Below are 20,928 nucleotides of genomic sequence, written 5' to 3' on the forward strand. Positions count from 1 at the left end.
ATTGCCGTAGCAGGGATTTTGATCAGGTCATCCCACCCGATCTGCTGGAACAACGTGTCGCGGCTGACGACGCGGTTACTCGGGTAGTTTTTCATCAGCGCAAGGGAAGCGAGCCACATACAGCGCTATCAGCTCGGCGGCTGCATTGCCCGGCATCGAGCCAGCGCGCCCGCGCAGCTCGTCCCATATACGATCATCGATTTCCAGCGGCTTCATGCCCGGCGGCGCGCACCACAGCCGCCCCTGCGTTGCATCGACAACCCCGGCCTGATAGCCCTCTGCATACCGCTGCTGGAACGCCGCATCGGGCTGCTGGCTCCATTTATCCACGCCTGGCTGTCCCGTCACCTTTGCCACGAACCTATCGCCCGACAGGTGCCATGTGAATGCGCCAAGCGGCTGCGCCGCCGCGCCGCATATCAGCGTCAGGACAGCGCACAGAACTGCGCACCTCATACGATTCGCCATATCCACCTCCGATGAATTGTGAGTGGGTATTGTGTCGTCCAAAACTTGAGAGGGTCTTGCCCGTCGCCAGCGCATCAACTTGTATGAAATGCCTGTGCGAATAGCGGTAGCTGTCCAAAGCGCAATGGCTCGCATTTGCGCATCGCTCACCGCTGTTGTCGCGACGCGTCGCGCGCCAACACCGCCGGGCATGCTAGGCTTGCTGGTATGAACACGCGAATCACGACCCTTGCCCCCCATCCTGCGCGCCGCACGCTGTTTCGGCTCGCCGCCATGCTGGCTGGCGCCTGCCTGCTCTCATCCTGCGCCAGCGTCCTCGGCCCGCGCCAGGTCGAGCTGCCGCTGCACAAGCTGCAATCCAGCCTCGACAAACGCTTCCCGATCAACGAGCGCCTGCTCGACATCTTCGACGTCCAGCTCACGCGCCCGCAACTGTCGCTGGTGCCGGACCAGGACCGGGTCGCGCTCGCCGTCGATGCGTCGGTTGCGCCGCCGTTTGCGCGCGCATGGGCTGGCAACGTCGCGTTCTCGGGCCGCCTGTACATCGATCCGGGGCGCGCCGCCGTCATGATGGCCGAGCCGCGCGTTGATCGCCTGCAGCTTGGCAATCCCGACGCCGAGCGCCGGCTGGCGCGTGTGGCCAACACGCTGATCGACACCGTCGCGCGCGACATGCCGGTATACGCGTTTGACCAGAAAGACTTGCGCTACGCCGGCGTGCAGTTCGTCCCGACGCGCATCCAGACCACCCGCACGGGCCTGTTGGTCACGCTCGAACCGGCGAAGTAACGTAATCCGCTCCGCATGTTGCAGTTGCGTCAAATTGCATCGGCACGGCAGGTCAGGGATTGCACCCGCATTGCATTCGGAGCACACTGATACGCAAAGAACCGCAGTGATGGGTTCGCCAGTTGGGCTCCCGCTTGCGCTTTCTCATGGGCATGGAGTTCCACTGAAGTAATCTTTCTCTGACTTCAGGTTGTCGTATCAGGGGGTGGATCTTGGAAACGACTTATGAAAGTTTTCCGAACGGTGGCAGGCCGCTTCAGGCGCCGCCCGTCTCGGTTGCCGCCGCCGTGAGCGCCGCGCCCACCCGCGCCAACCTGCCCGCCAAGGGCTCGTGCTGGTATTGCGAAAAGCCGCTCGACAGCGTGCGGCGGTTCTGCGGCAAGCCCTGCGCCGATGCCTTCGACGAAGAGGCAGAGTTTACGCGTTGAGGTCCGGCGGCGATGCGTTGCCTGCATGCGCCAGCAGCAGCAACGCATGCTCGAAATCGAAACGCTCGATGGATTTCTCCAGCGCCGCCATGCGGTCGGCGCCCAGTGTGACCAGGAGGCGTGGCCGCAGCAGCGCCACCAGCTCGGGCGCGCGGCCATCGCCGATGTCGAGCATCGCGCGCAGCCGCGCCAGGTCGCGCGCATCGACCGGCAGCGCTGGCGATGCCATTGACGACGACACCACCGGCAAAGGCGCCGCATCCGGCGCTACCAGCAGCGCATCGACTTCCACCAGCACCCGCGCCAGCTCACAGTCCAGCGCATCGATCAGCGCTGCCGACGCCGCGCCGTCCGTCTTGAGCGCCAGTTCGGCGTCGAGCGCCAGGCGGCGCAGCGGGAGTGCCTCCATCATGCCGGCCGCGCCCTTGAGCGTGTGGGCGATGCGCTGCGCCAGCACGGCATCGCCGGCAGCGATGGCGGCTTGCAGGCGCGGGATCAGGTCGCGGTAGTCGCCGGCAAAGCGCGCCAGCAGGCGCAGGAACATCGCACGGTCGCCCATGACCCGGTCCAGGGCCGTTGCCAGGTCGATGGAAGCTGCGGCATCGCCGCTCGGGGCGCCCGTCACTGTGTAGTGAACGACCAGGTGCGCGTGACGGCCGCACCATTGACCGTGCCTGCGAAGCTGACGTCGTAGACGCTGGACCCGCGCAGCGGTTGCAGCGGGATGATGGCCGCAGCAGGCTTGTTGTCGGACAGGGGCGCGATGCGTAGCACGGTCAGGTCGCTGCCGCCGCGCGGGCGCACGGTAAAGCTGGTGACCGTGACGTTGGCATCGAGGTTGGTGTGCACGCTGATCGGATAGCCCACCTCGTTGGCGTTGGGGACCGGGTCGGGCTGTTCGGTATTGCTGAAGAAGTTCGGCACGACCTGGGTCTGGCCATTGAACGGCCAGGTGACGAGCGTGCCGCGTGCGATGCCGGGGCCGAAGCCGTCGCGGCTGGCGAAATCGGCTGTGAAGTAGCGGTAGCCGCTGCTGGCCGTGGCCGCGCCGGTGCCGATCTCGCGGAACATCGGTTCGAAGATCACGAAGCGGTGGTAAATCGCGGTGATCAGTTCTTCGGCCATGTAGAAGCCGGAGCCGTTGCGGCTGCCCGAGATGACTTCGCCGTAGGCATAGCCACGATCGGCGCGCAACGTGTAGCCGGCCGCGTTCAGGCGCGCGCCCAGGTCGGCGCCGGTAAAGCCCTGGCGCCCGGCAACCTGGTCGTGGCTCATGAGGTTATTGACGCGCAGGTACTCGGCATGCCCGAGCGCGGCGTTGTTGATCTGCGCGTTCTCGGGTACCTGCGGCACACCGATCTGGCTGCGCCGGTAGTTGATCCAGTTGCGCCCGTCGACGGCGATATTGCCGGTCTGCGTGGGCGCTGCGGCCCCGGTGGGGTCGGGGGCCACGGACGAATCGGGATTGACGGTGGTGCCGCCGGCGACCTGGCCGGACAGGCTGTCGCTATCGCTGCTGCCGCAGCCAGCCAGGCCCAGGACGGCAGCCAGGGCTGGGATCATCAGCTGCCAACGGCGCGTATAGCTCATTTTACAACTCCTGTCAATACGGGCTTAATTCGATATTCTAGGGCAAATCTTGATGTCATGGCGGGTGGTGACGTCAACGCGCAACCACCTTGATTTGCAGGCTGTAGAATAAGCCATCATTTATCTTGTCGAGTCGTCCATTGAAGCCTATTAACCAACAACGCCTCGCACGCGCCAAGTTCGCCCTGCCGAGTTCCGTCACGTTGCTGTCGATTGCCTGCGGCTTCGCCAGTATCGTGATCTCGGTCGACAACGCGGGTGTGGGCGCCCCGGGCGACTTCCGCCTGGCCGCCATCCTGCTGGTGCTGGCCGGCGTGTTCGATGCGCTCGATGGCTTCGTGGCGCGCGCCACCAATACCCAGTCCAGCTTCGGGATGCAGCTCGACTCGATCGCCGACGTGATGAACTTCGGCTGCGCGCCCGGCCTGCTGCTGTACTGCTACGGCTTCACGCAACTGACTGACGTGCATCCGACGCTGGTGCGCATGGGTGGCCTGGCCTGCTTCGTGTTCGTCACGTGCGGCGCGCTGCGTCTGGCGCGCTTCAATATCAGCCAGGGCCGCACCGACCCGCGCTACTTCGTCGGCATGCCGATTACCGCCGGCGCGGCCTGCGTGTCGGCCGTGGTCGTGGCCTGGCCCGATCCGGTTACCCAGATGGCCCAGGCGTTCATGGTGGCGGCCCTGATGGTGGTGGTTGGCGCGCTGATGGTTTCAACCATTCGCTTCCCCAGCTCCAAGCACCCGAGCGGCAAGCTGATGATCGTCATCGTCGCCGTCTGCGCAGCCTTGCTGGCCGTGCTGCAGACGCGCTTCTTCGTGCTGTTCTTCCTGGTGTACATCAGCCTGACGCTGCTGCTCAATATCGGCTGGAAGATGGGCTGGCGCGGGGTGGCGCAGCCGAAAGTCTACGACGAAGAATGAACCGGCGGCCCTGACAAGGGCCGTTTTTTCGTTCAGGCGAACTTGTCGAGCATTGCCGCCAGGTGCGCGGCCCGTTCGCGCGCTTCCGGCAGGTCGGCCGCGCCACTCGTCTGCGTCACGATCGATGCGGTCAGCAGCTGCACGAACGAGCGGTCGAGCGCCTTGCGCGCCGCCGACATCTGCTGCGCCACGGCGTCGCAGTCCGACGGCGTGTCGGCCAGCGCAATCAGTTTCTGCACACCGCGCAACTGGCCCTCGATCCGCGCCAGCCGGTTCAGCAGGTCCTTCTTTTGCGGCGCCGTCAGCGCCTTGCCTTCGACGATCTTGACGTGGGCCTCGAGCATCAGGCGACCTCGTGGCCGCGCGCGGCGCGCAGGATCAGGAACCAGTCCTCGCGCGACAACGTGAACGTCGTGCCGGCCACCGCGTCGGCAATCGCCGCGATGCGGCCGGTGCCGGTCAGTGGAATCGGCCGGCTTGGCAGGCGCATGATCCACGCGAACACCACGCTGGCAAACGGCTGGTTCAACCGATCGGCAATGCCCTGGATCGTCTGGCGCAGCACGGCTGCGCGCTCGTTGGCCGGGTCGAACAGGCGCCCGCCACCCAGCGGCGACCAGACCATCGGCGCGATGCCCAGGTCTTGCAGGCCGTCGAAGGTTTCGTCGAACAGTGGCGTGGTCACGAGCGGCGAGAACTCGACCTGGTTGGTGCTCAGGGCCACGCGGCGATTGAGCGACTCGAACTGGTGGCGCGTGAAATTCGACACGCCCACGTGCCGCACCTTGCCGGCCGCCTGCAGTCGCGTAAACGCTTCGGCGATCTCGTCGAAGTTCATCAAAGGGTCAGGGCGATGAATCAGCAGCAGGTCGAGGTGATCGGTATGCAGGCGGCGCAGCGATTCTTCGGCCGACGCGATGATGTGCGCGGCATCGGTGTCGTAGTGCTGGATCGTGTGGCCGGGATGTTTGGCCGACATGAGCCGGATCCCGCACTTGCTCACCAGTTCGATGCGCGCGCGCAGCGAAGGCTGGGCGCGCAGGGCCTCGCCAAACAGCATCTCGACGCCGTAGTCGCCATAGATGTCGGCATGGTCGAACGAGGTCACGCCCAGCGCGATGCATTGCTCGATGAACTCGACGCGCGCCGCGACCGGCATCGCCCATTCGGTCATGCGCCACATGCCGGCGACGATGCGCGAGAGCGTCGGGCCGCCTTCGCGCGTAAGGGTGCGGGGGCAGCGCAGATCGGCAGGCAGGGTAGGCGACATCGTGTTTCTTTCGTCATGACAGGATTACACGATTATAGCCCTGCCACCGCCAACTCCTGATCGCCGTCCCATGAAAAAAGCCCGCCGGCGCTGCTGCGCGGGCGGGCTTGTCAGACACCGATGACCGGATTACTGCATCCAGAGACGCATCGAATCCCAGGCGCGGCCAAAGATGCTCGCTTCCTGGACTTCTTCCAGGGCGACGACCGGCAGCACCAGCAGCGGCTTGCCGTCGACCGTCATCTTGAGCGTGCCGACCGCGCCATTGCGCGCCAGCGGCGCGACCAGCGGATCGCGGCGCTCCAGCACCGGCTTGAGTTTACCGGCCACGCCCTTCGGCACGGTCACCAGGATGTCGCGTGTGAAGCCGATCTTGACGGTCGGCTGCGAGCCTTTCCAGATCTGCGGAGTCTGGATCGCCTGGCCTTTCGAGTACAGCTTGACGGTGTCGAAGTTCTGGAAGCCCCAGTTCAGCAGCTTCTGGCTCTCTTGCGTGCGCACTTCGGTCGAGCTGGTGCCCAGCACGACGGCGACCAGGCGACGCTCGCCCGTGCTCCCATTCGGCCGGCGCGCCGACGAGATCATGCTGTAGCCCGACGAATCGGTGTGGCCGGTCTTCATGCCGTCGACGGTCGGATCGAGCCACAGCAGGCGATTGCGGTTCTGCTGCGTGATCTTGTTGTACGTGAACTGCTTGATCGAGTCGATCTTGTAGAACTCGGGGAAGTCGCGGATCACGTGCGAGGCCAGGTTGGCCAGGTCGGCGGCGGTCGAGTAGTTGTTCGCGTCCGGCAGGCCGTGCGGGTTGGCAAACCGTGTGCTCTTCAGGCCAAGGCGCTGCGCTTCGCGATTCATCAGCGTGACGAAGGTGGCTTCGTCGCCGGCAACGGCTTCCGCGATCGCCACGGCGGCGTCATTGCCCGACTGGATCATCAGGCCATGCAGCAGGTCGCTGACCGAGACCGGCACGCGCGGGTCGATGAACATCTTCGAGCTGCTGCTGTCGACTTTCCAGGCACGCTCGGACACATTGACCATCTGGTTCATCGACAGGCGCTTGTCGCGGATCGCCGAGAACGCGACATACGCGGTCATGATCTTGGCCAGCGATGCCGGTTCGATGCGCATGTTCTGGTCTTGCGACGCGATGACCTGGCCGCTCGTGGTGTCGAGCAGTAACCACGACTTGGCTGCGATGGATGGAGCCGGCACGGTTTGCGCACTGGCCGAGATCATTACCAGGCTGGCGGCAAAGGCCGCTAACAGTTTTTTCATGGAAACGTTCGTCATTGTAAAAGGTGGAGCGGTGGTAGAGCGCAAGGCAATGCCCGGGGGCACTGCCTCAAGAGAAGGGAATGATTATAGGGGACTGTGACCGTTAAATGTCACGGCGCCACAGTTGAACGACCAGATTTTTAATATGGCCGAGCCGGCGATGGAAGAAGTGATCGGCGCCCGGAATGATGATCACCGGGATATCCAGCGGGCGCGCCCAGTCGAATACCTGCTGCATCGTGATCGTGTCGTCCTGCTCGCCGTGGATCAGGATTGTGTCTTGCGGGACGGGTGGCATCGGCCATTTGCCGGCCGCAGTACCCACCAGCACCAGGCGCTCGGGCGCGCGGCCTTCGGCTTCCAGGCGCAGCGCGAACTGCGCCTGCACGAAGGTGCCGAACGAAAAACCGGCCAGCGTGACCGGCAGGTCGGGGTAGCGCGCACGCATGTGCTCGTACATGATGGCCATGTCGTCCACTTCGCCCTTGCCGTCGTCGTACACGCCTTCGGATTCACCGACACCGCGGAAATTGAAGCGCGCTACGGCGTAGCCCAGCGTGACGAAGGTGCGCGCCAGCGTCTGCGCCACCTTGTTTTCCATGGTGCCGCCGTACAGCGGGTGCGGGTGCGCGACCAGCGCGATGCCGCGCGGGGCGTCGTCGGGCAGGTCGAGCAGGCATTGCATCTTGCCGGCGTCGCCGTCCAGATAGAATTTTTGCGAGTGGATGTTCATGGTCAGATCTTGAGACGATCGACGACCTTGCCGCCGACCAGGTGGGTATCGATGATGTCGTCGATGTCTTCGTTATCGACATAGGTGTACCAGACGCCTTCCGGGTACACCACGAGCACGGGGCCTTCTTCGCAGCGGTCGAGGCAACCGGCCTGGTTGATGCGGACCTTGCCTTCGCCGCTCAGGCCCAGTTCCTTGATGCGCTTCTTGGCGTGTTTCTGGGCTTTTTCAGAGCCGCACTTGCCGCAGCTCTGGCGCGCATCCTTGCCTTCGCGCTCGTTCATGCAGAAAAAGACGTGGTGCTGGTAAAACGGTTGGTCGGTCATGGCGTTCTCGTCGAAAAAGGCAGAAGTATTATCTTACTGGCGATTGAGTTTATGTGACGGCAGCAGCAGGAACCAGAGCGCGAAGAACGGCCAGCTGAGCGACAGGAACCACGCCGCGCCATTGAAGTTCAGGAATTTGCCCTGCACCCAGCCTTGCAGCGTGGACGAGAAATACGGATTCACCGGAATCGTGTTGACGACCACCAGCGCCAGTATCAGCGTCACCACCGCCAGACGCCGCTGCGCCACCTGCGGCGCAAAGACCAGGCCCGAGAGCATGATCATGCCAATCAAAAAGCCCCCTTCGGCGCCCGGCGTGACCCAGACGAACGCGTTATCGGGCCGGAACAGCAGCGAGCTGGCAAATGCCTTGAGCACCAGCGCCGACCCCAAGAGAGCGATCATCAGCCAGAAGCGCGGGGCGCCGCGCCGCACGAGGCACATCAGCGTGAGCGCCGCGCCGGTCATGCCACAGGCGGTGATGATGGTCTCGGACAGCCAGTACTGCTCGACGCTCATCGTCACGCCGGGGCGCAGCATCGCCACCAGGTCGATGTCGGTATCGAACCACGACGACAGCCAGCCGGAGACGATCGGCAGCACCTGGCCATGGCCGAACAGGTAGCTTTGCGGGTAGATCTGCGCCAGCGGCCACATGGCCACCAGCACCAGCCCCTGGCTCGCATGGGGGGCGAACCAGCGCTGGCGCAGCTTGAACAGGCGGCTGCGATCGAGCAGGCCAGGGGCCCACAAGGCGCCCAGCACGGCGCCGAGCAGCGCGCCGCCCGCATTGGTGACGAAGTCGAGGTTCGACGGCACGCGGCTGGGCAGGAAGTTCTGCACCGTTTCCATGACGCCGGTAGTGAAGATGCCGATCAGGGCGGCCAGCAGCACCGCCCAGATGCCGCGCACGCGGGGATAGAACGACAGCACCAGCAGCAGCCCAAACGGGATGTAGCCGGCGATATTGACGCCCACGTCGAAGCCCGTGAAATAGCGCTGCTTGACCAGATTCAAAAACGCCAGCGGTGGCACGCCGGTATCGCGCCAGCCGGTGAACGGAAACCAGCTGGCGTAGATGATCAGGAGCAGATACGCCATCAGCGCGGCGCGCACGATCGGCGAGCCGCGCGAGCGGCCGGCTGCGACTTCGGCGGAGATGGCCCCGTCGCTCATTTGCCCTGCAGGTCGAGGGTCGACAGCCAGTTCTTGAGATCGAGCGCGATCCGGTCGGTGCCGGCGGCCAGCGCGGCCACGCCGCCGGCGGCGTCCTGGCTCGGGGCAGGGGCGCTGTGCGCGAAACTTTTCTGGGCCACCAGGCGATGGTCGGCCAGGACCGAGGCGCGCAGCAGGATCTGCCCTTCGCTTGCGCTGGTGCTGGAAAACGCATGCACGAAGTCGTCGACCTCGATGCGCAGGATCGGCACGCGATTAGCCGCGTCAGTGGCCGACAGCACCGTGACACCGGCTTGCGCCAGGCGCACCTTGAGGCGCCGCGTGATCAGGTCGAGCGGCGTGCCGCTCCAGCGACTGCCGGCGTAGGTGCGGGCCTGCAGCGGGTCGGCGTAGTTCAGCCGGTAGACCATGCGCTCGTTGTCCAGCACGGCGCCGCCGGTGGCGTCCATCACCACGATCGGGGGCAGCAACGCCGGTTGCACGGGCGTGGACACCTGGGCCGATGGCGCGCCGAAGTCATAGATGGTATTGGGCGCGCCCTTGTTGCTGGCGCAGCCGGCCAGCAGCGCGGCACAGGCGACGGCAACGGCGAGACGGTAGGGGCGGAGATTCACGGTGGTCCTCATTTGGTCGGGGGCGCGAAGCCCGGCTCGCCCGGTCCGGGCGCATCGCCCGGTGTGCCGAACAGGATGCTTTGCGGGCGGTCGGAGAACGAGTTCGCGGTGCGGCGCACGGCGCGCAGCGAGGCGCGCGCTTCGTCAGTCATCTGCACCACGTGCGGCAGCGTTTCCAGTTCCAGCTCGCTGGTGGCTGCGCCGAGCGCGCCGATGGTGCTGTTCAGGCGTTCGATCGGGCCGTCCGGCGCTTGCAGGCGCGTGGCCAGGTTGTCGTAGTTGCGCGTCATCGATGTGGCGCTGGTGGCCAGCGTGTCGATCGAGTCCATGCTGCGGTCGACTTTCGTGATCAGTGACGGCAGCTGGTTCAGCACCGGATCGAGGCGCTGCGGGATTGCCGCGTAGGCCTCGGCGGCGCGGTCCACGCTCTCGAATGCGCCGAGCATCGTGGCGCGGTTTTCTGGGCTGAGCAGCTCGTCGAGGCTGGTCGTGATCTGTTCGGCCTTGACAAGGATGGCCAGGCCGCGGTCCTCGAGCTGATCGAGCAGGCCCGGACGCAGCGGGATGCGGGCGATCGCGTCCGAGCCTGTCTTCAGGCGCGGCGAGCCGGTGCGCTCGTCGTTGAGCTGGATGAACGCGATGCCCGTCACGCCCTGGTAGCCGAGCGAAGCATAGGTGGTGCTGGTGATGGGCGAGGCTTCGTCGACCGACAGGCGAATCAGGATCTGGCCGGTGACGCGCGGATCGAAGATGATCGTGTCGACGCGCCCGATTTCCAGGCCCCGGTAGCGCACCGTGGCTTGAGGGTTCAAGCCGGGAATCGACTGCGTGGTGACGATCTCGTACGGCACCAGCTCGGTCTTGTCGCGGTTGAACCAGAGGCCGATCAGCACCGTCGCCACCAAGAGGGCGATCGTGAAGATGCCGGTCATCAGCGCATGTGACCTGTTTTCCATACTAGTGTGTCTCCGATTCGTTCTGGGCCCGGCGCTCGTCGAGCACTTCCAGTGCCCGCTGGCCGCGCGGGCCCAGGAAAAAGTGTTTGATGAACGGGTGCTCGACCTTGAGCACGTCGCACGACGGTCCGACGGCCAGCACGTGTTTTTCGGCCAGCACCGCGATGCGCGAGGACAGCGCGAACAGCGTGTCCAGGTCGTGCGTGACCATCACCACCGTCAGTTTCAGTTCGCGGTGCAGCGTCTGGATCAGCGTGACGAAGGCATCCGACAGGTCGGGGTCCAGGCCTGCGGTCGGCTCGTCGAGAAACAGCAGTTGCGGTTCGAGCGCCAGCGCACGCGCCAGTGCCGCGCGCTTGACCATGCCGCCGGACAGGTCGGCCGGCATCTTGGCCGCGTGCTCCGGCCCCAGGCCCACCATGTCCATCTTGAGCAGCACTGCGTCGCGGATCACGTCTTCGGGCAGCGCATGCAGCTCGCGCATTGGCAGGGCGATGTTGTCGAACACGTTCAGCGCCGAATACAGCGCGCCCTGCTGGAACAGCATACCCCAATGGTTGCGCATGCGTTGCAGCTGCTCCGGCCTGGCCGCGCTGATGTCTTCGCCGAACACGTGCACGCTGCCCTGTGACGGGCGCTCCAGGCCCAGCATCTGGCGCAGCAGCACGGTCTTGCCGGTGCCCGAGCCGCCGACGATCGACAGGATCTCGCCATCGTAGATCTCGAGGTTGAGGTCCTGGTGCACGACGGTGCGGCCGAAGCGGGTCCACAGGTTGCGGATCTCGACGACGGGTTTGCCCACTTCTTCGTCGGGCCGCAGGTTCAGGCGCTGGGGGGATTGTGCTTGGGTATCGGCCATCAGAATCCCGTGTTGCTGAAGATGATTGCGTAGACTGCGTCGGCCAGGATCACCACCGTGATCGCGGTGACGACCGAGGTCGTGGTGCCGCGCCCGAGGCTCTCGGTATTGGCCTTGATGCGCAGGCCAAAGTGGCACGCGATCAGCGCGATCAGCACGCCGAAGGTCGCGCCCTTGAGCAGGCCGATGGTGTAGTTCACGAACGGCACCGCATCGGGCAGCTTTTGCACGAAGTAGCGGAACGACATGCCCATCTCGATTTTTGCCGACACCATGCCGCCCAGCAGGGCCATCGCATCGGTCCAGACCACCAGCAGCGGCATCGAGATCGCCAGCGCAATCACCTTCGGCAGGATCAGGCGGTAGCCGTGCGAGACGCCCATCACCAGCATCGCATCGAGTTCCTCGGTCACGCGCATGACGCCCAGTTGCGCCGTGATCGACGAACCGGAGCGGCCCGCCACCAGGATCGCGGCCAGCAGCGGGCCCAGTTCACGGATCACCGCCATGCCGAGGATGTTGACCAGGTAGGCGTCGCCACCGAACATGCGCAACTGCTGCGACGACAGGAACGACAGCACGATCCCGATCAAAAAGCCCACGATCGCCGTGATGCCCAGTGCCTGGAAACCCGAGTGATAGATATTGGCCGAGATTTCGCGCCACGGGCCGGTTGCAGGGCGGCGCGCAAAACGCCACAGGTCCTGGATCACGATGCCGATCAGGCCAATGAAGCTGCGCAGGTGCGCGAAAAAGTCGAGCATGCCGGCGCCGAGCCTGATCAGCCAGTCGAAGGGACTGACGCGCTGGCGCGGCAGCGTGATCTTGCTGGCTGCTTCGATGCGCTTGAACAGGTCTTCCTGGCGCGGGTCGAGCGTGAGGCGTGGCGGGCGCTGTTTGTTCCAGGTATTCCAGAACATCTGGGCGCCGATGTGGTCGAGGCTATCGACGCCGGACAGGTCCCAGGTGCAGGCTGATTTGTCTTTCAGGCTCGCGAGCTGGCGCGTGATGCCCTTCAATATACCGTGCTGCGACAGGCCGTGGACTTGCCAGACCCCGCTGGCGATGACAGATTGGCCTGCCCCCTGGCCGGCCTGTTGAATGGTTAATGTTGGCGCATTTTCAATCTGCATTGCGGCAGTGTAAAAGAGAATCGCGCCCGCTGCCACATTGTTGGTTGCGCGATCAGGCCGCGAGGTGGCGCGCCTGGCGCGAAGGGGCCACCGCGCGCGCCGTATCGGGGACCGGTTGCGGCGTGCGCGCCGGCGCATCGACCTTGCCGGCGTAGTCGCTGGCGAGCAGGCTGGCCGCTTCATGCGCCGCCATGCCGCGCACTTGTAAGTACTCGGCCACCAGCTTGGCCAGACGGTCCAGCGCGATGCGGTGCGTCGCATCGGTGCGCGTATAGATCCAGTCCGAAAACGCCATGAAGTTGTCGAACGGCGCCGCGCCCAGCAGCACCGGCGTGGTGTTGGCGAAGCGCCCTGAGTTGGCCACCAGGTCCCAGTAGCGCGCAAAGCGCACCAGGCGCTGCATGGTCGCAAAGTCGATCTTGTCCGTCGCCAGCACGGTGTACGGCGGGTACGGGTCGTAGACCATGCCGAAGGCTTCGGTGTGGCGGATGATGGGCGTGCCGCGCAGGCGCTTGAGGATGCCGAACTGGATTTCTTCAGCGCCCAGGCCCACCAGTTGATCGAAGCCGCGCGCGAAGCTGGCCACGTCTTCGCCCGGCAGGCCGGCGATCAGGTCGACGTGCAGGTGGGCGGTGGCATGCTGCGTGAGCCAGCGAATATTCTCGGCCGCCTTCTCGTTGTTCTGGCGGCGGCTCACGAGCGCCTGCACTTCGGGATTGAAGCTCTGGATGCCGATCTCGAACTGCAGCGCGCCGGCCGGGAATTTGGCGATGGTGTCCTTCAGCGCATCGGGCAGGTGGTCGGGGACCAGCTCGAAGTGGGCGTAGATCGGGTCGTCCGGATACTGCGCGATTTTATCGAGGAAGAAATCCATGATGCGCAGGCTTGTCTTGACGTTCAGGTTGAACGTGCGGTCGACGAATTTGAAGAGGCGCGCGCCGCGTGCGTACATCGCTTCCATCTCGGCCAGGAACGCGTCGAGCGGGAATGGCCAGGCGGTCTTGTCGAGCGACGACAGGCAGAACTCGCACTTGAACGGGCAGCCGCGCGAGGCTTCGACGTACAGGGTGCGGTTGGCGATGTCGTCGTCGTTGTACAGCGCATAGGGCAGGGCGATGGCGTCCATCGGCGGCTGCACGCCGGCGTGGATCTTCATCAAGGGCTTCGGGCCATTGAGGATTTCGCCGCACAGCTTGGGGAACGTGACGTCGCCCCAGCCGGTAACCACATAGTCGGCCAGCCCGACGATCTCCTGTTCGCCGGTCTCGTGCGAGACTTCCGGGCCGCCCAGGATGATTTTTACGGCGGGTGCGACCCGCTTGAGCATTGCCACGAGGCGCGTGGTTTCTTCCACGTTCCAGATATATACGCCGAAGCCGACGATGCGCGGCGCATGTGCCAGGATGCGCTCAACGAGGTCGGCGGTCTTGGCGCCGGTGACGAATTCCTGGATGCGGGTCTGGTCCTGCAGCGGGCCCATATTGGCCAGCAGGTAGCGCAGTCCGAGCGAGGCGTGCGTGTAGCGGGCATTCAGGGTGGTGAGCAGGATCGACATGGTGGCGGCAGGCTGAAGGGGGTTTGAAGGCGGTATTTTACTGTGATGCTGCAGTCATTCGCGTGACTATGCAGTCGACATTGCCTCAAATAAAGGTTGGTGCCTACAATCGCTGACCCTTTACTTAGAAAGTGCCTTCCATGTTCATGACCAATATCGAAACCGTTCCGGGCAAGACCATCACGGCGTGCCACGGCGTTGTCTCCGGCAGCTCGGTGCGCTCCAAGCACGTGGGCCGCGACATCATGGCGGGCCTGAAGAACATGGTTGGTGGCGAACTCAAGGGCTACACCGAGTTGCTGGAAGAATCGCGCGCGCAGGCCACCGAACGCATGCAGGCACAAGCCACGCAGATGGGGGCAAACGCCGTCGTCAATGTGCGCTTCTCGACCTCGTCGGTGGCCGCCGGCGCCGCCGAGATCTATGTCTACGGCACTGCGGTGACGGTGGGCTGATGGACTTAATTTTCCTGATTGTCTTCTGGACGGTGCCGATTGGATTGGGCTATGTCTTCGGGCGGATGGCCGAAGCCAGGCATTACCGCTCCATCATCGCCAGGGAAAAAACGTGGCTGCACTTGCCGGCCACGTCGCTCAAGACATTGCTCGGGTCTGGGCCGGTAGCGCGCACCGAGCTGGTCACGGGCAGCGTGGTGGTGGCGGTCGATCACTTCAAGAAGGCGGCGTCGGCGCTGCGCTCGCTGGTGGGCGGGCCGGTGCAGTCGTACGAGACACTGCTCGATCGCGCCAAGCGTGAAGCGGTGCTGCGCCTGAAGGAAAGTTGCCCGGGTGCCCACGAGATCGTCAACGTGCGCCTCGAAACGATGCCACTGACGGGCAACCAGCGGCAGATCAATGGCGTCGAGGTACTGGCCTACGGCACCGCCATCTATTACGTGGAACAGAGCGCCGCACCATGAAATACCAGGCGTCGCTGCCCGAGCACAACGACAACGTCACGCCCGGCCATCCGCTCAAGGATTTCGTGCTGATCCTGGCCGGGCTGTCGGCGGCGGTGATCGTCGGCTATCTGGTGCTGGGCTGGCTGGTCGACGTCGTAGTGGACCGGATGGGACCGGAGACCGAGGCGCAGCTGACGCAGATGGTGGCATGGACGCCGCCCGCGAGCGAGCCGGCGATGCGCACGCGCGAAGCCTGGGCCCAGGGCCTGGTCGATGGCATGCGCCGCTGCGCTGGCTTCAGTGGGCCGGTCACGGTGCGTGTGAACCGCTCGGACACGCCCAATGCGATGGTTGCGCCGGGCGGCGTGGTGATCGTGTTCTCGGCGCTGTTCGACAGCGTGCAATCCGAAAATGGCATGGCGTTCGTGCTGGCCCATGAGCTGTCGCACATGGCCAACCGCGATCACCTGCGCGCAGTCGGCCGGCGGGTGGTGCTGATTGCTGCTGCCACCGTGCTCACGGGCGACGGCAGCGGGACGGCGGGCGTGCTGGCGCCGGCGCAGCATCTGGGCGAGTCAGGCTATTCACGGGGCCGCGAAGCCGCCGCAGATGCGAAGGCACTGGCTATCCTGCAATGTCGCTACGGCCATGCTGGCGGCGCCACCGAATTGTTTGCCACCTTGCAGCGCGAGGAAGCCAAGACACCGGCCGTGCTGCATTACCTGGCGTCGCATCCGTCGATGGCCGCACGCATCGATGCCGTGCAGGTGGCGATGCGCCAGGCCGGCTTGCAGGCTGGCCCGGTGCAGCCGTTGCCGCGTTTTTGACGGGGTGTGCGATAAAGCTGGCGGTATCGGAAATTGCTTGTTAGAATGCGAGCCGGAATTCAGGAAGCCTGTTGCCCAGTAGAGGAACAGTTTTCCAGCAAGTTATGCCTGATGACCATAGCAAATCGGTCCCACCCCTTCCCATCCCGAACAGGACCGTGAAACGATTTTGCGACGATGATAGTGCTGCAACCAGTGTGAAAGTAGTTTATCGTCAGGCTAGTTATATAGAGAAAGCCCACCAGGTGTCTGGTGGGCTTTTTTGCTTTGGAGCGTCGGTTTCGTAGCGCCGTGTTTGTCGCGTCGGCGCCGCATCCATGCGAGAGAAATAGCACATAGGCACTATTTTAGGTTTAAAGTATTGCATTAGTTTTACTTCGTCATGGTCTGATCGCGCGGCGCCTGCCGCAGAAAGCGTCCCTCATGCAACGTCGTCATCCTGCTGCGTACCGTCGCCTCCTTGCAATCCCACTCGTGCTGGCGCTGGGCGCCTGTGGTCGGGATCATGATGACGATCCGGCCGTTCAGCCGCCACCACCAGCCACCGCCGCCCGCATCAATGTTGAAGTCGCACGCACCACGCATGGCGTGCCGCATGTGCGGGCAGACGACTTTCATAGCCTCGGCTACGGGTTGGCGTATGCCTATGCCCAGGACAATGTCTGCATGTTCGCCGATGCGGTGCTGACCGTGCGAGGTGAGCGCTCGCTGTTCTTCGGCGCCGACGCGCGGCCACGCCAGCGCACCGGCGACGAGTATGGCGGCGGCAGCGGGTTCATGGACCTGAACAACGAGGACAGCGACTTCTTCTTCAAGGGCTACCTCGACATTGAGAAATTGCGCGCGGGGTATGCCAGCGGCGCACGTGCGCCACGCGACCTGCTTGAAGGCTATGTCGAAGGCTATAACCGGTACCTGAAGGATGCGGGAAGCAAGTTACCGGCGGCCTGTGCCAACACGAAATGGGTGAGGCCGATTTCGCTCGACGACATGATGCTGGTGGTGGCGGAAAAGGCGCTGCACGCATCCGGCCAGGCCTTTGCCCGCGACTTCGTTGCTGCCGGTCGGGTTCCCGGCGCCACCGTGACGCTGGCCAAAATGGCGCCGCGCAAGATCGATGCGTCGTCGCTGGTCGCGCAGCTCGATCTGCTGAACCGGCAAGGCTTCGGCAGCAATGCGCTGGCGGTGGGCAAGGACTTGTCCGCCAATGGGCGCGGGCTATTGCTTGGCAACCCGCACTATCCGTGGACCACGACCGACCGCTTCTATCAGGCCCACCTGACCGTGCCGGGGCGCTACGATGCGATGGGCGTGATTATCGGCGGCGTGCCGGCCGTCGTCATTGGCTTTAACCGCGACGTGGCCTGGAGCCACACGGTCACGTTCGCCAATCACTTCACCACGTTCCGGCTGGCGCTGGATCCGGGCGACGCCACTGGCACCACCTATCTGTATGACGGGGCGCGGCGCACGATGACGTCGAAAACGGTGACGGTCGAGGCGCTGCTGCCCGATGGCCTGATCGGCCGGCGTACCAAAACCTTTTATTTCAGCCACCAGGGCGCCGTCATCAGCCGGCCGGCGGCGGGCCTGACGTGGACCGCTCAGGCTGCCTATGTGCTGGCCGACCCGAACCGCAGCAATACCCGGATGCTCGAGCAGTGGCTGGGCATCGGCACCGCCACCAGTGTGCGCACACTGAAGGATTCACTCGACAAGGTCGTGGGATTGCCATGGGTGAACACGGTAGCGGCCGACCGCGATGGCAATACGCTGTATGCGGACGCCAGTGTCGTGCCGCACATGAATGCGGACAAGTTCGTCAACGGTTGCCTGTTGCTGCAGGCGGCGCTGCTGTTCGACGGGTCGAAAAGCAGCTGTGGCTGGGGCCAGGATGTGGGCGCGCCAGCCGGCATTTACGCGCCTGCCACGGCGCCGTGGATGATGCGCACCGATTACGTCGGCAATTCGAATGACAGTTACTGGCTGACCAATCCGAAGGCGTTGCTCACTGGTCCGGCGCCGCTGGGCTATTCGCCGCTGTATGGTCGCGTGAATGCCGAGCAAAGCCTGCGCACGCGGATCGGGTTCCGCCAGGTCGAGGATCTGCTGGCCCAGCGCAACAAGTTGACCCTCGCTGACATGCAGGCGCTGGCGTTCTCGAACCGCGTCTATGCGGCTGAGCTGGTGTTGCCCGAGTTGTTGATTGCCTGCAGCAGCGCGAGCAGCACGCTGATGCATCAAGCCTGCACGACGCTGCAAGCGTGGGACCGGCGCGCCGATCTCGACAGCCGGGGCGCGGTGCTGTTCCGCGAATTCTGGGCGCTGGCAACGGCGATCCCGAACAAATGGGCACGGCCGTTCGACCCGGCGGATCCGGTCAATACGCCGGCCGGCGTGGCGCCGGCGGCCATGCCCGCCATGCTGGCGGCGCTCAGGACCGCGGCGGACAAGCTGCAGTCGCTCGGCGTGCCACTTGATGGCCGCTTGGGTGACTATCAGGTCGAGCCACGCAACGGCGTGCGGATTCCACTGCACGGCGGCAATGGGAATCAGGAAGGTACGTATGGGTCATTGACGATGCGCAGCAGCTTGACGGCGCAAGGCTATGTCGGCGCGCACTGGGGCCAGAGCTATCTGCAGACCGTGACGTTCGACGAGCAGGGGCCGGTGGCGCAGGCGATGCTGACCTATGGCCAGTCGGTCGATCCCGCCTCGCCGTGGTATGCCGACCAGACACTGCTGTATTCGCGCAAGAGCTGGCCGAGCCTTCCCTTTACGCAAGAGAAGATCAAGGCCGACCCCAACTACACGACCGTCACGCTGCGGGAGTAGCAATATCGTCCAGCGCCGTCATCGCATCGTCCGGCAGCACCAGTTGCGCAGCGGCCAGGTTCTCGCGCAAGTGCGCTACGGATGATGTGCCGGGGATCAGGAGCAGGTTCGGCGCACGGCGCAGCAGCCAGGCGATCGCCACCTGCATCGGCGTCGCGCCGAGCTGTTGCGCGACGCCGGACAGGGCATCCGACTGCAATGGCGTGAAGCCGCCCAGCGGGAAAAACGGCACATAAGGGATCCCCTTTGCAGCCAGCGCATCGATGAGGGCGTCGTCCTGGCGGTGGGCGAGGTTGTACATATTCTGCACGCAGGCGATCGGCACGATGCGCTGGGCGCCTTCCACCTGCTGCGGCGTGACGTTGCTCAGACCGATATGGCGGATCAAACCGCGCTGGCGCAGCTCTGCCAGCTTGGTCAGCGGCGCCTCGAGCGATCCTTCTGCCGGCTTGGACATGTCGAACATCGCGCGCAGGTTGACCACATCGAGTACATCAAGCCTCAGGTTGCGCAGATTGTCATGCACGGCTTGCTCGAGTTCCGGCGCCGAGAAGGCCGGCAGCCAGCTGGCGTCCGGACCGCGGCGCGCACCGATCTTGGTCACGATCACCAGGTCGTCACGATAAGGATGCAGCGCTTCGCGGATCAATTGATTGGTGACGTGCGGACCGTAGAAATCGGACGTGTCGATGTGGTTCACGCCAAGCTTGACCGCTTCGCGCAGCACGGCGCGGGCCGCGTCCGCATCCTTTGGTGGACCAAACACGTGGGGGCCAGCCAGTTGCATGGCGCCGTAGCCAAGACGGCGCACGGTGCGGTCGCCGAATGTATAGGTGCCTGCCTGATCGATGGTGGACATGGTGTCTTTCTTGGTGTGGGTAGGTGGAGCCACGATACGGCGCTGACGTCTGTGTGACAATCCAGGTAAATCCACACAAGTTGTACGAAAAAACGAACAATGAAAACCGATCTGGGAGAGTTGTATGCCTTTGTCGCAGTAGCGCGTTCCGGCGGCTTCCGTGAGGCGGCGCGCGCGACGGACGGCAGCGCATCTGGCCTGAGCGAAGCAGTGCGGCGTCTTGAAACGCGGCTCGGCGTGCGCTTACTCAATCGGACCACGCGCAGCGTGACGCTGACCGAAGCGGGCATCAGCCTGTTGGCCCGGCTCAATCCGGCGCTGCATGAGATCGACGCCGCCCTGGATGTGGTCAATGGCTTTCGCGACACACCAACCGGGACATTGCGACTGAACGTGCCGATGAGTGCAGCACGGCTGGTGCTGCCGTCCATCGTGCCGCGGTTTCTGGCGAAATATCCCGAGATCCGCCTGGAGGTCGTGGCCGACGAAAGCTTCATCGATGTGCTCGCCGCTGGGTGCGATGCCGGCATCCGCTATGAAGAACGCCTCGAGCAGGACATGATCGCGGTGCCGATCGGGCCGCGCATCCAGCGCATGGCGGCGGCGGCCTCGACCGCTTACCTTGACCGGCACGGCCGACCGGATCATCCGCAGGACTTGCCGCCGGGCGCTTGCATGCGTGCACGGTTTGCCAGCGGGGCCATGGTGCGGTGGGTATTCGAGCGCGGTGAGGAAGTGTTCACGATTGAACCCAACGGGCAATTGCTGGTGCAGATCGGCGGTGCGCTGGACCTGTCGATCGATGCAGCCGTGCAGGGGCTGGGGGTGGTGTATCTGTTCGAGGACTGGCTGGCGCCGTACGTCGCGCAGGGACTGCTCGAGCCCGTGTTGCAACCATGGTGGCCACAGTTCTCCGGGCCGTTCCTGTATTACTCGGGCCGCAAGCTGGTGCCAGCGCCGCTGCGCGCCTTCGTCGACTTCATCCGCAGCGAGGGTGAAAACGCGCAGGATTTGTCACACAACTGAAAAATAAGCTGTTGACGAAGCTCAGCTGGTCGAGCATAATCTCATTCCTCTGCTGCAGCGAACAAAACGATTCGAAGCAAACGGCAGATGAAGCACCGAATAAAGTTCTTTAAAAATTAACAGTCGATAAGTGTGGGCGTTTGATGAGGGTGCCAAGAACTTCGGTTCTTGATTACTTAAATTATCAAATGTTCACAAAAAAGAAATACGTTGTCTCAGCAATGAGATAACGGTCAGTATTTTGAGTGAGCGACCCCTGCCGTAAGGTAGGGTGGCAGAAATGCCAACAAACAGAGATTGAACTGAAGAGTTTGATCCTGGCTCAGATTGAACGCTGGCGGCATGCTTTACACATGCAAGTCGAACGGCAGCGCGGGGCAACCTG

23 protein-coding genes and 2 rRNA genes are annotated in these 20,928 nt (G+C 64.1%); 10 read left to right on the forward strand and 15 right to left on the reverse strand.

Annotation, left to right across the window (positions count from 1 at the left end; all coding sequences use genetic code 11):
• Positions 1 to 75 precede the first annotated feature (75 nt).
• Positions 76 to 468: a Rap1a/Tai family immunity protein gene (locus AC56LV_RS15540; protein ID WP_499558866.1), complete on the reverse strand. Its 393-nt coding sequence runs from the start codon at positions 466 to 468 to the stop codon at positions 76 to 78.
• 207 nt (positions 469 to 675) lie between these two features.
• Here AC56LV_RS15540 and AC56LV_RS15545 point away from each other — a divergent pair, with 207 nt between their 5' ends.
• Positions 676 to 1,257: a DUF1439 domain-containing protein gene (locus AC56LV_RS15545; RefSeq protein ID WP_499558868.1), complete on the forward strand. Its 582-nt coding sequence runs from the start codon at positions 676 to 678 to the stop codon at positions 1,255 to 1,257.
• A gap of 212 nt (positions 1,258 to 1,469) precedes the next feature.
• The gene (locus tag AC56LV_RS15550; RefSeq protein WP_183555324.1) at positions 1,470 to 1,685 is read left to right on the forward strand and encodes a hypothetical protein; all 216 of its coding nucleotides are present in this window, start codon (positions 1,470 to 1,472) and stop codon (positions 1,683 to 1,685) included.
• On the opposite strand, the gene AC56LV_RS15555 is transcribed toward AC56LV_RS15550, so the two are convergent.
• Together AC56LV_RS15555 and AC56LV_RS15560 are read right to left on the reverse strand one after the other, a co-directional pair.
• Positions 1,675 to 2,310 carry an Hpt domain-containing protein gene (locus AC56LV_RS15555; protein ID WP_499558870.1) on the reverse strand — a complete coding sequence of 212 codons (636 nt, stop codon included), beginning with the start codon at positions 2,308 to 2,310 and terminating at the stop codon, positions 1,675 to 1,677. The two genes, AC56LV_RS15550 and AC56LV_RS15555, sit on opposite strands and share 11 nt — an antisense overlap.
• Positions 2,307 to 3,275, reverse strand: coding sequence for a CAP domain-containing protein (locus tag AC56LV_RS15560; protein WP_499558872.1), 969 nt, complete (start codon positions 3,273 to 3,275; stop codon positions 2,307 to 2,309). Before AC56LV_RS15560 ends, AC56LV_RS15555 begins: the two co-directional genes overlap by 4 nt.
• 140 nt (positions 3,276 to 3,415) lie before the next feature.
• Between AC56LV_RS15560 and pssA the strand changes: the two genes are divergently transcribed.
• Positions 3,416 to 4,198: a CDP-diacylglycerol--serine O-phosphatidyltransferase gene (gene pssA / locus AC56LV_RS15565; protein WP_499558874.1), complete on the forward strand. Its 783-nt coding sequence runs from the start codon at positions 3,416 to 3,418 to the stop codon at positions 4,196 to 4,198.
• Between the two features lie 32 nt (positions 4,199 to 4,230).
• On the opposite strand, the gene AC56LV_RS15570 is transcribed toward pssA, so the two are convergent.
• The 11 genes from AC56LV_RS15570 to AC56LV_RS15620 all read right to left on the reverse strand — a co-directional run bounded on the left by AC56LV_RS15570 (position 4,231) and on the right by AC56LV_RS15620 (position 14,095).
• A complete protein-coding gene (locus AC56LV_RS15570; protein WP_499558875.1) occupies positions 4,231 to 4,542 on the reverse strand; it encodes a metal-sensitive transcriptional regulator in 312 nt (103 codons plus the stop codon).
• Positions 4,542 to 5,468, reverse strand: coding sequence for an aldo/keto reductase (locus AC56LV_RS15575; protein WP_499558877.1), 927 nt, complete (start codon positions 5,466 to 5,468; stop codon positions 4,542 to 4,544). Before AC56LV_RS15575 ends, AC56LV_RS15570 begins: the two co-directional genes overlap by 1 nt.
• 129 nt (positions 5,469 to 5,597) lie before the next feature.
• A complete protein-coding gene (locus tag AC56LV_RS15580) occupies positions 5,598 to 6,743 on the reverse strand; it encodes a D-alanyl-D-alanine carboxypeptidase family protein (protein ID WP_499504058.1) in 1,146 nt (381 codons plus the stop codon).
• A 103-nt stretch (positions 6,744 to 6,846) separates the two neighbouring features.
• A complete protein-coding gene (locus AC56LV_RS15585; protein WP_183555243.1) occupies positions 6,847 to 7,476 on the reverse strand; it encodes an alpha/beta hydrolase in 630 nt (209 codons plus the stop codon).
• A 2-nt stretch (positions 7,477 to 7,478) separates the two neighbouring features.
• Positions 7,479 to 7,802, reverse strand: a complete 324-nt coding sequence (locus AC56LV_RS15590; protein ID WP_183555244.1) for a (2Fe-2S) ferredoxin domain-containing protein — start codon at positions 7,800 to 7,802, stop codon at positions 7,479 to 7,481.
• Between the two features lie 33 nt (positions 7,803 to 7,835).
• Complete coding sequence (locus AC56LV_RS15595; RefSeq protein WP_499558879.1) at positions 7,836 to 8,978, reverse strand: VanZ family protein; 1,143 nt, start codon at positions 8,976 to 8,978, stop codon at positions 7,836 to 7,838.
• Positions 8,975 to 9,592 carry an ABC-type transport auxiliary lipoprotein family protein gene (locus tag AC56LV_RS15600; protein WP_499558881.1) on the reverse strand — a complete coding sequence of 206 codons (618 nt, stop codon included), beginning with the start codon at positions 9,590 to 9,592 and terminating at the stop codon, positions 8,975 to 8,977. The genes AC56LV_RS15595 and AC56LV_RS15600 overlap by 4 nt, the downstream gene beginning before the upstream one ends.
• Positions 9,593 to 9,600: 8 nt before the next feature.
• On the reverse strand, positions 9,601 to 10,548 hold the full coding sequence (locus AC56LV_RS15605; RefSeq protein WP_499504054.1) for an MlaD family protein: 948 nt from the start codon (positions 10,546 to 10,548) through the stop codon (positions 9,601 to 9,603).
• A gap of 1 nt (position 10,549) precedes the next feature.
• The gene (locus AC56LV_RS15610) at positions 10,550 to 11,407 is read right to left on the reverse strand and encodes an ABC transporter ATP-binding protein (protein WP_499504053.1); all 858 of its coding nucleotides are present in this window, start codon (positions 11,405 to 11,407) and stop codon (positions 10,550 to 10,552) included.
• Positions 11,407 to 12,540 carry an MlaE family ABC transporter permease gene (locus AC56LV_RS15615; protein ID WP_499558883.1) on the reverse strand — a complete coding sequence of 378 codons (1,134 nt, stop codon included), beginning with the start codon at positions 12,538 to 12,540 and terminating at the stop codon, positions 11,407 to 11,409. The genes AC56LV_RS15610 and AC56LV_RS15615 overlap by 1 nt, the downstream gene beginning before the upstream one ends.
• 52 nt (positions 12,541 to 12,592) lie before the next feature.
• Positions 12,593 to 14,095: a B12-binding domain-containing radical SAM protein gene (locus AC56LV_RS15620; protein ID WP_499558885.1), complete on the reverse strand. Its 1,503-nt coding sequence runs from the start codon at positions 14,093 to 14,095 to the stop codon at positions 12,593 to 12,595.
• A gap of 140 nt (positions 14,096 to 14,235) precedes the next feature.
• Here AC56LV_RS15620 and AC56LV_RS15625 point away from each other — a divergent pair, with 140 nt between their 5' ends.
• The 5 genes from AC56LV_RS15625 to AC56LV_RS15645 all read left to right on the forward strand — a co-directional run bounded on the left by AC56LV_RS15625 (position 14,236) and on the right by AC56LV_RS15645 (position 18,658).
• Positions 14,236 to 14,550 carry a YbjQ family protein gene (locus AC56LV_RS15625; protein WP_183555251.1) on the forward strand — a complete coding sequence of 105 codons (315 nt, stop codon included), beginning with the start codon at positions 14,236 to 14,238 and terminating at the stop codon, positions 14,548 to 14,550.
• Complete coding sequence (locus AC56LV_RS15630) at positions 14,550 to 15,014, forward strand: YbjQ family protein (RefSeq protein ID WP_499558887.1); 465 nt, start codon at positions 14,550 to 14,552, stop codon at positions 15,012 to 15,014. Before AC56LV_RS15625 ends, AC56LV_RS15630 begins: the two co-directional genes overlap by 1 nt.
• Positions 15,011 to 15,823: a M48 family metallopeptidase gene (locus AC56LV_RS15635; protein WP_499558889.1), complete on the forward strand. Its 813-nt coding sequence runs from the start codon at positions 15,011 to 15,013 to the stop codon at positions 15,821 to 15,823. The genes AC56LV_RS15630 and AC56LV_RS15635 overlap by 4 nt, the downstream gene beginning before the upstream one ends.
• Before the next feature lie 107 nt (positions 15,824 to 15,930).
• A 5S ribosomal RNA gene (gene rrf / locus AC56LV_RS15640) occupies positions 15,931 to 16,043 on the forward strand.
• 203 nt (positions 16,044 to 16,246) lie between these two features.
• On the forward strand, positions 16,247 to 18,658 hold the full coding sequence (locus tag AC56LV_RS15645; RefSeq protein ID WP_499558891.1) for a penicillin acylase family protein: 2,412 nt from the start codon (positions 16,247 to 16,249) through the stop codon (positions 18,656 to 18,658).
• Here the strand turns inward: AC56LV_RS15645 and AC56LV_RS15650 are convergent.
• Positions 18,642 to 19,517 carry an aldo/keto reductase family oxidoreductase gene (locus AC56LV_RS15650; RefSeq protein ID WP_499558893.1) on the reverse strand — a complete coding sequence of 292 codons (876 nt, stop codon included), beginning with the start codon at positions 19,515 to 19,517 and terminating at the stop codon, positions 18,642 to 18,644. The two genes, AC56LV_RS15645 and AC56LV_RS15650, sit on opposite strands and share 17 nt — an antisense overlap.
• Positions 19,518 to 19,616: 99 nt before the next feature.
• Here AC56LV_RS15650 and AC56LV_RS15655 point away from each other — a divergent pair, with 99 nt between their 5' ends.
• Complete coding sequence (locus AC56LV_RS15655) at positions 19,617 to 20,543, forward strand: LysR family transcriptional regulator (RefSeq protein WP_499558895.1); 927 nt, start codon at positions 19,617 to 19,619, stop codon at positions 20,541 to 20,543.
• Positions 20,544 to 20,842: 299 nt separating this feature from the next.
• A 16S ribosomal RNA gene (locus AC56LV_RS15660) occupies positions 20,843 to 20,928 on the forward strand; the annotation flags it as partial.

Source organism: Telluria sp. RB2R28 (assembly GCF_059685835.1).